At 57.3% G+C, this 11,009-nt stretch carries 19 protein-coding genes; all 19 read right to left on the reverse strand.

What is annotated here, in order from left to right; translation table 11 throughout:
* Positions 1-55 precede the first annotated feature (55 nt).
* On the reverse strand, positions 56-442 hold the full coding sequence (locus tag EIY72_RS00085; protein ID WP_093218343.1) for a DUF3168 domain-containing protein: 387 nt from the start codon (positions 440-442) through the stop codon (positions 56-58).
* On the reverse strand, positions 435-1,013 hold the full coding sequence (locus tag EIY72_RS00090) for an HK97-gp10 family putative phage morphogenesis protein (protein WP_093218340.1): 579 nt from the start codon (positions 1,011-1,013) through the stop codon (positions 435-437). Before EIY72_RS00090 ends, EIY72_RS00085 begins: the two co-directional genes overlap by 8 nt.
* A gap of 3 nt (positions 1,014-1,016) precedes the next feature.
* Positions 1,017-1,187 (reverse strand): hypothetical protein, encoded by a 171-nt coding sequence (locus tag EIY72_RS29810; protein ID WP_165939577.1) that lies wholly within the window; start codon positions 1,185-1,187, stop codon positions 1,017-1,019.
* A 9-nt stretch (positions 1,188-1,196) separates the two neighbouring features.
* Complete coding sequence (locus EIY72_RS00095; RefSeq protein WP_093218337.1) at positions 1,197-1,529, reverse strand: head-tail adaptor protein; 333 nt, start codon at positions 1,527-1,529, stop codon at positions 1,197-1,199.
* Positions 1,529-1,828 (reverse strand): head-tail connector protein, encoded by a 300-nt coding sequence (locus tag EIY72_RS00100; protein ID WP_093218335.1) that lies wholly within the window; start codon positions 1,826-1,828, stop codon positions 1,529-1,531. The genes EIY72_RS00095 and EIY72_RS00100 overlap by 1 nt, the downstream gene beginning before the upstream one ends.
* Positions 1,829-2,047, reverse strand: a complete 219-nt coding sequence (locus EIY72_RS00105) for a hypothetical protein (RefSeq protein WP_093218332.1) — start codon at positions 2,045-2,047, stop codon at positions 1,829-1,831.
* A 52-nt stretch (positions 2,048-2,099) separates the two neighbouring features.
* Entirely contained in the window at positions 2,100-3,302 is a 1,203-nt protein-coding gene (locus EIY72_RS00110) for a phage major capsid protein (RefSeq protein ID WP_093218329.1), read from the reverse strand.
* On the reverse strand, positions 3,299-3,940 hold the full coding sequence (locus tag EIY72_RS00115) for an HK97 family phage prohead protease (protein WP_093218326.1): 642 nt from the start codon (positions 3,938-3,940) through the stop codon (positions 3,299-3,301). Before EIY72_RS00115 ends, EIY72_RS00110 begins: the two co-directional genes overlap by 4 nt.
* Positions 3,927-5,141, reverse strand: coding sequence for a phage portal protein (locus EIY72_RS00120; protein WP_093218324.1), 1,215 nt, complete (start codon positions 5,139-5,141; stop codon positions 3,927-3,929). The genes EIY72_RS00115 and EIY72_RS00120 overlap by 14 nt, the downstream gene beginning before the upstream one ends.
* 2 nt (positions 5,142-5,143) lie before the next feature.
* Positions 5,144-6,823, reverse strand: coding sequence for a terminase large subunit (locus EIY72_RS00125; protein WP_093218321.1), 1,680 nt, complete (start codon positions 6,821-6,823; stop codon positions 5,144-5,146).
* 3 nt (positions 6,824-6,826) lie between these two features.
* Positions 6,827-7,303 (reverse strand): terminase small subunit, encoded by a 477-nt coding sequence (locus EIY72_RS00130; RefSeq protein WP_093218319.1) that lies wholly within the window; start codon positions 7,301-7,303, stop codon positions 6,827-6,829.
* A gap of 130 nt (positions 7,304-7,433) precedes the next feature.
* Positions 7,434-7,772 carry an HNH endonuclease gene (locus EIY72_RS00135; protein WP_093218316.1) on the reverse strand — a complete coding sequence of 113 codons (339 nt, stop codon included), beginning with the start codon at positions 7,770-7,772 and terminating at the stop codon, positions 7,434-7,436.
* Entirely contained in the window at positions 7,772-7,984 is a 213-nt protein-coding gene (locus EIY72_RS00140; protein WP_093218313.1) for a DUF7940 domain-containing protein, read from the reverse strand. Before EIY72_RS00140 ends, EIY72_RS00135 begins: the two co-directional genes overlap by 1 nt.
* A 2-nt stretch (positions 7,985-7,986) precedes the next feature.
* On the reverse strand, positions 7,987-8,316 hold the full coding sequence (locus tag EIY72_RS00145; RefSeq protein ID WP_093218310.1) for a phage holin, lambda family: 330 nt from the start codon (positions 8,314-8,316) through the stop codon (positions 7,987-7,989).
* Positions 8,317-8,446: 130 nt separating this feature from the next.
* Entirely contained in the window at positions 8,447-9,130 is a 684-nt protein-coding gene (locus tag EIY72_RS00150) for a hypothetical protein (protein ID WP_132680095.1), read from the reverse strand.
* A 156-nt stretch (positions 9,131-9,286) separates the two neighbouring features.
* The gene (locus EIY72_RS00155; RefSeq protein ID WP_093218306.1) at positions 9,287-9,679 is read right to left on the reverse strand and encodes a hypothetical protein; all 393 of its coding nucleotides are present in this window, start codon (positions 9,677-9,679) and stop codon (positions 9,287-9,289) included.
* A gap of 55 nt (positions 9,680-9,734) precedes the next feature.
* Positions 9,735-10,088, reverse strand: a complete 354-nt coding sequence (locus EIY72_RS00160; RefSeq protein ID WP_093218303.1) for an antiterminator Q family protein — start codon at positions 10,086-10,088, stop codon at positions 9,735-9,737.
* A gap of 3 nt (positions 10,089-10,091) precedes the next feature.
* Complete coding sequence (locus EIY72_RS00165; protein ID WP_093218301.1) at positions 10,092-10,403, reverse strand: hypothetical protein; 312 nt, start codon at positions 10,401-10,403, stop codon at positions 10,092-10,094.
* Between the two features lie 205 nt (positions 10,404-10,608).
* Positions 10,609-11,009 (reverse strand): tyrosine-type recombinase/integrase (locus EIY72_RS00170; protein WP_341799697.1); only part of this gene is annotated, 401 nt, incomplete at its 5' end.

Raw genomic sequence — 11,009 nt, forward strand, 5'->3', positions numbered from 1 at the left:
GAGGGATCCTCCAAAGGCACATTGGATAAAGCCGCAGAGCGGCCGGTGTGTGGATTTAGTGAGTGGTGATGACGCGGACCGTGATCGAGCCTTGGTAGGTGACACCGTCAGCATCGCGCTGGGCATCAGCCTGCTCGACCCTGACCGATACGGCTCGGCCAACCGCGAGCGGTAGTCGGCGCTCGTCCAGAGCGGCTACGACCTCACCGAGGATTCGCTTCACTTCAGCCTGGCCATGGGCGTCAGACCAAACAGACAGGTAAATCAGGCGTTGCTGCCGCTTTCTGCCGGCGATGGGCGAGATGTTGTTGGAGATCTCCCGATCAATCGAGACATATGGCATATCCGAGTCCATCGGTGCGCCGTCGTAGACCGGGCATGACACCTCAGCCTCGAGCCTTTCAAGCAAGGCCTCCTGCAATGCAACAGACGGATCAGCCATTGCTCAAGCCCTCGCTCGCTTTACGCAGCGTTTCGGCAACCGCTGCACGTATGTTCGCCAGCACAAACTCCCGGTTCACATCCTTGGCAGGACGAAGCCAGGGATGAGCCGGCCGGGCCGGAATATCCGGGTACTTGCCAAAAAAGTGTGCACCGTCCGATTTGTTCTTGGTGTCCCGCGCACGCAACACGTTGCGACGTCCGGACAGCTTCGATTTGTCGCGGTTGTTGGTGTGCTCACCACCGATGGAGTTTCGATCAGCCCGCCGATACAGGGTGCCGCTGTAACCCTTGGTGCCGTACTCCAGGAAGCGCAGGTAGAAAAACCGCTCGTTATCGCGCTTGCCTCGAATGCCTATTTCGGCGTTCAGGCCGCTCTTGGAAACGAACACCTTCAGGGCTGCCGATGCCGCACCGGTATCTTTGGGGATGAGCTGCCGCATCGTGGCCAGGACCCGGTCTGCGCTCTGCTGCATGACACCGACCAACTCGTTATCCATCGTCGTGTGGATGTTGCGCAGCGTCCGTCGAAGCTTGAAGTCTCCCGACATCCGGGAGCGGCGGGCCGCCATGGATTACTCCTTGGCCTTGGCCGGTTTTTCAGCGGGGGCAGCGGTTTCGGCAACGGGCACAACCAGCTTGCGCAAAACCAACTCCTCACCAAGTTTGGCATCAACGGTGAATTCCTCACCTTTCTCCCGGTCACCAGTGGCGCCGGACAAATTGCCCAGGGCAGTTACTTTCATGGTTCACCTCTATGGATTGGGGACGTTTGAGCAGAGCAGACGGAGCATGTCCCGCTCGTTGTTGAGCAACGCGGCTTCGATCAGGTAAGTGCTGGTCATGCCCTTCTCGGTATGGACCATCCGGTTACCGGCTACCGCGTCGGCCCTTGGGCGGATACGGATTTCGACAGTGACAAGCGCTGAGAGCTGTTCGGCAACGGGTGCGATGCGTCCGGTGGGTAGAGTGATCTCCGCCCACGGTTTGCCGATTTCTGTCCATGTCACATCGAAGCCACCGGTTCGATTTTTCACTCGAACCGCCTCTTGGAGCGCACATCGGTGACGCAGTGGGCCGGCTCTCATCAGAATTGCTTCCTGTACCAGAGCAGCCGTTCGACTGCGAGGGGCATGGCAGTGGCGATGGTGCCGACGGCGACCGCCTCGCGGTTGGCGTACCAGTGACCGACCAGCAGCAGAATGGCCTGCTCGACATCCCGTGTCAGGCCCATCTCTGCTGGTTCAGCCGGGTCGCCATCAACAAGCTTTCGGTCACAGTGTTGCTCGACGTGGGCCTTGGCCGCCTCGATGTAACCGCCAATCAGGGCGTCTTCTTCATCGCCGTCGACCCGCAGGTGCATCTTCACGTTGGCCAAGTCGATCATTTACTTGTCCTCGGACGGTTCAGCCGGCTTGGTGTTTTTTGGCTTCGCTACACGAGGCTTGCCATTGGCGTCGAGTTCGACGGCGAGCCCCTTCCCGATTAACGTGTGGGCATATTCGTCATCTGGTTCCTCGAAAACCGCCCCGGCTTTCACTTTGTTCGAGTCGGCTCCCAACAGTTGCCCATTGCCGACAAAGCCCCACAGAATTTTGATTTTCATGCTGCCTCCTGATACGCAAAGGCCGGCGATGCGCCGGCCTTCGTGGGGTGGGTTACGGCGCGGTTGGGAACCGGCCTTTGACCAGCGCTTCCTTACGGCGTACACCGAGGCCCAAGCGCTCTTCGACCAGAAGGGCAACCTCGTTTCGGATGAACTGATCGTTGATCAAACCCATCTTGAACTGGAACGACATGCGGTCGAACAGGGTTGTCGAACGAGCGAAGTTGGCCACCAGGAATTCGCCACCAGTGTCTTCGTCGCCTTCGTCCATGCTGTCCGAGGTGATGACTGGACGCCCCCACAGGATTGGGGTGACCAGGCCCTGCAGGTTGGCGAACAGATAGCGATTCTCGCCATCCTTCTGCAGTTCGATGTTCATCCAGTCAAGTTCAGTCATGGTCACGCCATCGGCGGACATTTTCGACTGCTTGCGCACTTGGTAGATCGCACGCCGCACTAGGTCGATAGCGGTGTCACCTGCCTTGCTCAGGCGGGCGTCATAGCTCGTCGCCTGGGTCATCAAACCATTCAGGTTTTCGCCAGTACCGTCACCCTTGAGGATCTGCGCTTCCTCTTCGAGCTTCAGGTCGTAACGCAGAAGCTGCTGCAGATAGGCGAACATTTGCGGCACGTCGGACAGCACCTCGTCCGTGGCCGGCATCCAGACCGCGATCTTCTTCACGCGGTCGGTTTCGGTGGTGAAGGTCACGTTGCTGGTGGGCTTCAAGCCACCTTCCGCGACCGGCGCCGCACCTCGGGTGTGCACGTTTTCACGGAAGTAGGTGTAGTTTTGCCCGGTGACCGGAATTGTGGTCAGCAGGTCGCGGATGCGTAGCTCCTGGCGAATACCAGGCTGGATCACCGGATCGTAGGTAGGGGCGACAATGCCGGCACTGGAGACTTTCATTTCCTTCATGCTGGCCAGGTCGGACTTCGTCACTTCGATCTCGGCGGTGCTGACGCTCTTCTGCTGCAGGCCCTTGTAGTTTTCATGACCGTTGACGAGGTCGATGAAGCTCTTGCCCTCGCCTGGCAGCCCCCGCAGCTTGACCCCCTTTTGCTCCAGGTCCTGGACTTGGTCGATGACACGTTGCAGCTCGCCCTTCTGATTATCGATTTGGCTTTTCAGATCAGTGGTGACCTTGTTGCCTTTCTCGACTTCAGCAATGGCTGCGTCGTACTTCTTTTGAAGCCCTTCGAAGCCGCTTTTCAGCTGCAGCTCCAACGAGTCCTTCAGTTCCTTTACTTCGCTCATGGTGATACTCCGAAATGGTGTGTGAACAAGGTGGATATGTCTTTCAGCTCATCCACGATCACCGTGGCCTCACTGCCGCCGTCACGGCGTAGTGCGGAGTAGCCGAGCGAAGCGACTGCCGCCGCTTCCTTTTGCGAGAGGCCCATGCGTTCGCGCAGGGCGTTCTCGAAAAGCCTGATATCTGACTTGACGCTGAGTACTTGCGCCTTGGGGTTCATGCCGAACGGGACGAAGGAGGCTTCCCAAAGCTCGGCCTCCTTGATAATTCGAACACGTCGGCCGGCGCGCTCTTCGAATGCTTCGTTGATGGTGTTGAAGCCGATCGACATGCTGTCGAGAATTTCGGCCTTCATGAGCTCGTAGGCATCGCGTGCATAGCTCACGGCCAGATTGACCTTGCCCTTAACCAGCAGGCCGTGGTCGTCCTGGCTGTAATCAGCCACCCCAACCAGCCGAGTGAGGTCGTGATAGAGCGCCAGCTTCAGCTTGCCACCTCGAGTGGTTTTCACCCGGGTAAAGGCACCCGGCAAGATGACGTCATCGCCCAGGTCTACGTTGTTGAAAACCGCCGCGTAACCTTCGAAGTTGCCAGCGTCATCAACGGACTTGAGTTCAAACGGGACTTCAAGACTCGCCATTTTTTTCCATCTCCCATCGGGTAACCCGGTTGTATTCCTCGCCTTCCAGGGGAGGCAGGTTTTCCTTTTCGCGGACTTCGTTGATACCCATCCAGCCAGAACCGCCCGAACCACCCAAGGCGGCCTGATAATAGGAAGCGCGCCCTGCGCTATCCGCACGCAGCAGACCCTCGACGGCGAACTCAACGAAGCGAGAGGTGGACCGATAAATTTTGTCGTTCAGCTCGTCTTCGACGGCATCAATGAATGGCTTCAAACCGAAGGTGATATAGCCCGTAAGCTGCTGCTCGAGGTTCGAGCCCATAATCGAGGTCTTTCCGGCCCGGTTGGCCAACCACAGCGGTACGCCATAGATCCCCGCCAAAGCCTCCTCCTGAAACTGCTGGGACTCGATGAACTGGGCATCCTTCTGACTGATGCCGGCCGGAACGATCTTGGGGTTGCCCTGAAGGATGGCCATCTTGCCGATGTCGTCGACATCGCCTTTTCGCACGTCTGGAAATTTCTCCATCACCTGGACCTGCTGGGCCTTGGTGAGGAACTGCTCATAGATGACGTACCCGCCTGTGAATCCACCCTTACGCATGAAGCGTGCGGACCACTGCTGGCCAGCCTTGGCGAGTCCCATTGTTTCGGCCTGGTGTTCAATGGGTGAGAGGCCGACGATGCCGTCGTAACTGAACAGCTTGAAATGCAGCATGTTCTCTGGCGACACCGGGAATCCGTCACGGTCCTTAGGCGAAACCCAGTAAATCAGGTCCTCGTCGGAGTCGATGGTGACAATGTCCCCGTTCAGCGGTACCAACCCAATGGGTTCGCCATTCCGGTTGCGTTCGATCAATGCGAAAGCGTTGCCGCGTAACGCCATGTTCACGACCACGAACTTGAGAAAGTTCAACATGGTCATGAAGGGGTTTGGCTTGCGCAGCAGCTTCAGCGCCCGATCGCCACGGGGCACCAGGGCTCGGCCCTTATCCTTGTCCTCGTAAAGTTTCAGCGGCAGGCCGCTCAGCGACTCCGACAGGATCTTCACGCACGACCAAACCATGCTGATCGACAGCGCGGTCCTGGACGTGATGGTAACGCCGGCCTTGGTCTGCTTGCCGCCGACTTCAAGGTCAACTTCGACGTAGTCGCCCGTGTTCGGATCGTTGTAGCCAAAGAAGCGCCATGAGCGCGGGTTGTACCAGGTGAATGCCATGGTCAGCCTACTAGTCCGAAAAATCCGTTATTGAGGTAATCGTCCAGGCCACCTCGGGCCTCTGGATTGAGGGCCATCAGCGACACGGCGTTGAAGGTGGCCATGAGCGGGTCGATCTTTGCTGTGCCAGAGGCCTGCTTGGTAATCAGAAAGGCGTTGGCCGAAGGCACGCCCTTGGCGTTACCGCAGGCCCAGGCCATCAATGGTTGTCCGCAATGGAACAGCGAGCCATCAGCGAGCCGGCGTTCGGTGGTCTTGATTGCTCCGGTGAGCTTCCAGCCCTGCGAGATACCAACGATCTGCTCTTCGTCGATGCCGACATCCGCCAGGGCATCCAGCACGGCACCGATGCCGGCCGGATCGAGGCCGACCTTGTCCAGCAATCCAGACTCATTGATCCGCGCAACGATGGCGGCGAACTGATCGACGTCATCGCCGATCTTGTCCACGATGGTCAGGTCGCCAGTGGCCTGCAGGTCCAATAGGCGTGGAGCCTCGGACTTGCGCCGCTCCAGCACGGAAGGATGTGCCCAGGCGTGCGCCCAGTGCAGCCAAATGCGCGACTCGCGAACTCGACCGATCGCCGACAGACCGAGCAGGTCATCCAGACCACCGCCATCGCCGCCCACCACAATGACCTCGCATTGCTCGAGCAAGTCGTCCAGCCTCATGCCTTCCTTGGCTTGAGGCTCCCAGAACTCAGCGCCGACCCAGTTATCGGACATCAACGCCAGGCCAATCTCGATGTTGAGGTGCTTGGCCAGGAAGCCGCGCACCTCAGCCTCGCCGTCGATCTCCGCCTGCATAAACAGGCGCTCAAGCGTCGGCCGGTCGACCGAATAGTTGATGTTCGGGTTAACCAGGTGGAAGTTTTCAGGCTTGCGCGCGTCGCCGCTTTTGATCATCTCCGGCGAAAATTCGTAGATGATCGGCAGGAAACGGTTGTCATTGATCCGACCATCACGCACGCCACGGGCATAGTTCAGTTTGGAGCGAAAGACACCGGCCGGTGGTTCGTTCGATTGCGTCGTCAGCCAGATGATGAAGCCTTCCGGCCTGGACAGCAGACCGCCCGTTGCCTCGCGGATCATGTCCGCTGCTTTCGGGTTCTTGCCGAACAGCCAGGTTTCATCAATCAGAACGCCGACGGCCTTCTTACCGCCGACCACATCGCTGTCCGCAGCCACGACCTTCAGCGTGGCACCCGTTTCGCGATGGGTAATGAGCCGCAGGTGTGGCTGAACATGCAGGAGGGTTTTCAGCTCATCGTCGTTGTTGACCATATCCTTGGCCGGAACGAAGGCGTTATCGGCAATTTCCTTGGTCGGGGCCAAGATGATGAACTCAGCCGACAGCCGCCAGTTGCGTACCAAGGCGGTCAGCATGATCGCTGCCGCGATGGTCGACTTGCTGTTCTTCTTCGGGATACACAGCATGAACTCCCGAATCAGTCGCTCACCGGTTTCGCTGTTGTAGCTACCGAACACAGCACCGGCAAACGCCAGGACCCAAGGCGCACATGCAGACTCAATAGTTGGGCTACCAGGCGCATCGACAATCTTCAGGCCCTTGAATACTTCGAGGCTTTCTTCAGCCTCGGATGGAAACAGCGGCAGCGGGATGATGGACTCGCCCACAGAAAGCCGCCGCCACCAGTCCGGGCAGGCGGTAGTCCACTGCATAAGTCACCCCTTGACGATTGAAAGGGGCGGTTTGCCCTGTGCGTACCTGCCCTTCCCCGCCTGTTTCGCGGCGTCGGCAACAGCTTCTTTTTTTCCCTGATCGGCAACCTTGCCGTGGATGTAGGGCATCAGTGCCTTGGCTGCGTCAACCCGTAGCCTTGGCTCTACTTCCTGTTGATTCATGACGGCCTTGAGGAAGTCGCGAGGGTCGTCGAACTCGGCCAGATCCAAACCAGACTCGGGCGTCTCAACGTCACGAGGTGAGTTAACTTTTCCCGCGGCTTTAACTTCAGCCGGGGTAGCATTCTTCGCTCGTGTCTTGCGGGAGATAGCAGCGATGACATCAGGGTCCTTCGCGAGCCGGGAGCCCGCTTGCGGCGCGGTTTTCTCTGAATATCCTGCTGCAATTGCGGCATCTTTTTTTGAGGCGCCCGACTGCAAAGCGTCAGCAAACCGTCGCTTTTTGTCGGTTAAAGCCATGGTTAACTTTTCCTTGCTTGGGAAAAAATGTGTGCGTGGGGTCGAGGGCGGTCTAGTCCACGGCCGAAGCCAGGTTTTTCACCCCCCCCTGGCCTGCCCCTAGGAGCGCGTCAGGCCACGGTGGCGCGTCTCAACCCGCGAGCCCGGCCGCTTCCTCGGCCTGCTTGACCGAGTCGTGACACGTCTTACAGAGCGCTTGCCAGTTGTCCTCGTTCCAGAACAGATCCTGATCGCCTCGATGCGGAACCTTGTGGTCGACCACGCTGGATGCGGCAGTCAGACCATACCGTTCGCAGTAGATGCACAGCGGATGGTCACGCAGGTATCGCGCTCGCGCCTTCTGCCACTTGTAATCGTAGCCACGTTGCGAGCTGGTCATCCCGCTCCGCCAACTGCCTGGAGTCACGACTTTGACCCTGGAGCCCGAACTTTCTTTGATCCGAGAACCAAGCGTCTTTAGCCTGACCATCAGCTCGCCTGCTTGGCGGAACCGGCAAGTTTCTTCTGGACGATCACGCGAGCGATCATCACCAACAGGCCCAGCGCACCATAGGCAATCGGCGGCAGCACGGCTTGCAAGGACGGCATCAACTGTTCAGCCACGCCCAGCACTGCGATGGCACCGCCTGCCTGTACGCTGGTCATGCTCAGCGCTTGTTTCCAGTTTTCGATCAGACGCATGGTTACTCCTGCCGCTTTGGCAATTTGAAGTCTGTGAATCGGTCAGCAATATCGGCGATCTTCTTCACGCCCAAGAAGCCGGTCCAAATGCCTGCTGGTGTAGCCAGGCTGGAGGGCAATCCGAAGTACTCCAACACCGCGATCAAGCTGGTGGTTAACAGCATGCAAATCGTGGCTTCAAGCAACGCCTGCTGCCGAGTGCCGCCGCCGTAGATAATCCGCAGTGCAGCCATTACAGCCGAGGCCGCTGCTGCATAGATCGTCGGTGAGTGCTGGCTCAGCCAAGCGAGTGCAATCACCCAGGTGTCTGGCTTATCTGGCATCGAAGGCATCTCGGATTCCTCCCTCTCGGGGAGCTGAATAGGTCGGCCCCAACAGCACTCCCAGCTCGGAGCGATGGGCGTGGTGGAGCCGAAAACGAAAAAGCCCCGCACAATGGCGGGGCTTCGTAAGTAAAAACGTTCAAGGCTTTAGAATCGACACAACCAAGCTGATCACGGCCAACAAACCAACAGCGAGAGAAAGCTCCCATTGATTCAGAAATATGTACGGCTTGTCGAATATCTGCCGCGTATTTCTTGCATCAATGAAGCGCCAGAATCGCACTCGATAGCTTTCGAGGAAGGTGCTTCTATGGAGAACACTTTCTACTCGAATAAAAATTAAGTATTTCGCGACCAAGGTTCTAATAAAATCGCTTGTCAAAACATCAGTGTTGAAGCCAGAGAAAATGAGCACATCATTTTTCTTGATCAATGACTTACTAGTTTTTGGTGGGGCCAGAAAAATCTGGATAAGCGCAGTCTCGTAACCATAGTGGATTACTAAGCCTCCTCCACTCTCACGCATGTGATCGATGTGAACCGAGGTTCCATTCGTATACACAGTTCGCTGACCAGTAAGGCGAGCAATCTCGTAGATTGCGATGCTGTCCTGTCCCCAATGCGCCGGAAACGAGTCGCGCTGGTCGTTCATCTGCTGCTCATGATCGATGATTAGAAAGTCATCTGAAAGAGAAGTGAGCTCCTCGAAAACTGCGCGAGCCCTTTCTTTATGGAAAGGCCAGTTACGATCACATCGCTCCCTTTCTTTGGCAAATCGGGAACGCTTGGCACTCTCCCTTCTCCAAATCGACTTCAGTGTCACTGAAAACTCCAGCTTGTTGTCTGAACCACAGAAAACAAAAAAGCCCAACTTCAGAGTCGGGCTTTGCTCGCGGAAAAACCGCAAAGTAACGAGAAATCTATAGATCAGGCCCGGGCGTGTCAACACTCACCTGAGAACTATTTTTGCACTAGCGGATCATGGCGAAATATCCGGCCCTCCAGTTCGAGACGACGCTTCCTTGCGTTTTTTTTCCATATCGAGCCGCAGTGACTCAAGCTCCAACTTCTTCCTTTCTAAATCGAGATCGGCAAACTCTCCTTCGCGCCTCTCTTTGCGCCAAGCTATGCGGGTCGTGATCAGAAACCCGAAGAAGGACGCAATCGAAGTTGCGAGGGATGCGATGGACACAAGGTTCAATGCACTTATGCCATCCGAGGGTTGGTTATTACCGTGCGAAGGCGGTGCTGACTGGATCGACGGTGCAGCAAACTCCCAAACCTGACCCGCCAAAAAAACAAGAAGAGAAACGGCAAAGATGCCTGCGAACCACCATCTGTATTTTTTCGAATCCATGCTGGAATTGGACATCTAGCCCACCAACTAAAGTGAATTGATCGAGTCTTCAGATAATAGCTCAAAGACGTTAAGCAGCTTCGCGACGAATATCTAAAGCACCATCGATCCAGGCAATTCCGGCCTTCCACAGCTGCCGAGTTTTCTCTTCCCCGAAGCCGAGTTTCTTGCCGACATCGACCAGCGCCTTGTCGCGGGCGGTGTAGTACTTCATCAGCACGTTGCCGCACTCCGGGTACCGCTTGAGCAGTCGACCCATCAAACCATCGATCATCAGCGCGTCGTCGTCGGTGATCATCGGAGTGTGCAGCGTGTTCTCCCGGGACGCACAGCAGGACACGCCAGAGCCCAACACGACCCAGCGACCCCAATGCTCCAGCAGGTCTTCAGCAGTCCGCTCGGTGAAGTTCTTTGTTCTCGCCATGAATCAATCCCCCTTGAAAGACGAGCGGCCGGCGCCGCGACTGTTGTTCTGCTGGTACTGCGTGGCGGTGTCGTTCGCCGACGGTGCCAGGGTGGCGAGGTGACGCTCCCGACGCAGCAGCATGCCCAACTGCACCACCAGGTCTTCCACCGGCAGCGGTTCCAACGTCACCGCATGGACCTGGCCGGAGGCATGGCAACCAATGCAGTCGAGCTGATGAAACACGCCTTGGATGATCCCCTTGCCGGCACACGACGGGCAGTCGGTGAGCGGGATCAAGCAGCGCACAAAACCCGGACCATGGTTCTTCTTCATTTGCCGGCTCCCATGATCTTGGCATGAACGGCGCTCAGGTCGAGGAAGCCCGAATCGTTCCAGGACGGGATATCGATCTCACGGCCGGACGTCATGTGAAGTACCAGAGAACAGCTTCCGCCAGGCTTCAGAACCAACTGCATGGAACTGATATCGCTTGCCTGCACCGCCAACCTGCAGCGGGGATCGACCAAAATCATCATTTTTAAACCTCGCCCTTAACAAATTGCGGAAGTGACTCGCAGGCCGCGCTATTCAAGGCGTCTACGAGGTTTTGCGAATCTTCATATCTAGCGCCTGTCTGCTGATGGATCGCCTTGAAGCCGCGTTCATCTAACCAGTTGTGCCACTTCACCAAAGCCAACCGGCGCTGTTCTTTGGCCTGGGTGTTGATGTAGGTCGAGGCGATCTTTCCCAACGAGTGGTTCAGCAACATCTCGCCGATGTGGCCGTCGACGCCGAGGTCAGTCCAGGCAGTACGCGCCACTTTGCGCAGGTCGTGACTGGTCCAGGCGCCCTGCCCCAATCGGGTGAACACGGCACTGGCCTGGTTATCGCTCAATGCTTTCCCTCGGCGTGACGGGAACAGAAATGCACCTTCGTAAC

It is taken from the genome of Pseudomonas vancouverensis (assembly GCF_004348895.1).
Classification (GTDB): domain Bacteria; phylum Pseudomonadota; class Gammaproteobacteria; order Pseudomonadales; family Pseudomonadaceae; genus Aquipseudomonas; species Aquipseudomonas vancouverensis.

Coding starts and splice junctions, on each gene's coding strand:
- EIY72_RS00125 (WP_093218321.1), bottom strand. CDS start 6,823: ATGCAGTGGACTACCGCCTGCCCGGACTGGTGGCGGCGGCTTTCTGTG.
- EIY72_RS00145 (WP_093218310.1), bottom strand. CDS start 8,316: ATGCCTTCGATGCCAGATAAGCCAGACACCTGGGTGATTGCACTCGCT.
- EIY72_RS00135 (WP_093218316.1), bottom strand. CDS start 7,772: ATGGTCAGGCTAAAGACGCTTGGTTCTCGGATCAAAGAAAGTTCGGGC.
- EIY72_RS00095 (WP_093218337.1), bottom strand. CDS start 1,529: ATGAGAGCCGGCCCACTGCGTCACCGATGTGCGCTCCAAGAGGCGGTT.
- EIY72_RS00160 (WP_093218303.1), bottom strand. CDS start 10,088: ATGGCGAGAACAAAGAACTTCACCGAGCGGACTGCTGAAGACCTGCTG.
- EIY72_RS00085 (WP_093218343.1), bottom strand. CDS start 442: ATGGCTGATCCGTCTGTTGCATTGCAGGAGGCCTTGCTTGAAAGGCTC.
- EIY72_RS00115 (WP_093218326.1), bottom strand. CDS start 3,940: ATGGCGAGTCTTGAAGTCCCGTTTGAACTCAAGTCCGTTGATGACGCT.
- EIY72_RS29810 (WP_165939577.1), bottom strand. CDS start 1,187: ATGAAAGTAACTGCCCTGGGCAATTTGTCCGGCGCCACTGGTGACCGG.
- EIY72_RS00090 (WP_093218340.1), bottom strand. CDS start 1,013: ATGGCGGCCCGCCGCTCCCGGATGTCGGGAGACTTCAAGCTTCGACGG.
- EIY72_RS00105 (WP_093218332.1), bottom strand. CDS start 2,047: ATGAAAATCAAAATTCTGTGGGGCTTTGTCGGCAATGGGCAACTGTTG.
- EIY72_RS00140 (WP_093218313.1), bottom strand. CDS start 7,984: ATGCGTCTGATCGAAAACTGGAAACAAGCGCTGAGCATGACCAGCGTA.
- EIY72_RS00110 (WP_093218329.1), bottom strand. CDS start 3,302: ATGAGCGAAGTAAAGGAACTGAAGGACTCGTTGGAGCTGCAGCTGAAA.
- EIY72_RS00120 (WP_093218324.1), bottom strand. CDS start 5,141: ATGGCATTCACCTGGTACAACCCGCGCTCATGGCGCTTCTTTGGCTAC.
- EIY72_RS00100 (WP_093218335.1), bottom strand. CDS start 1,828: ATGATCGACTTGGCCAACGTGAAGATGCACCTGCGGGTCGACGGCGAT.
- EIY72_RS00130 (WP_093218319.1), bottom strand. CDS start 7,303: ATGGCTTTAACCGACAAAAAGCGACGGTTTGCTGACGCTTTGCAGTCG.
- EIY72_RS00165 (WP_093218301.1), bottom strand. CDS start 10,403: ATGAAGAAGAACCATGGTCCGGGTTTTGTGCGCTGCTTGATCCCGCTC.
- EIY72_RS00155 (WP_093218306.1), bottom strand. CDS start 9,679: ATGTCCAATTCCAGCATGGATTCGAAAAAATACAGATGGTGGTTCGCA.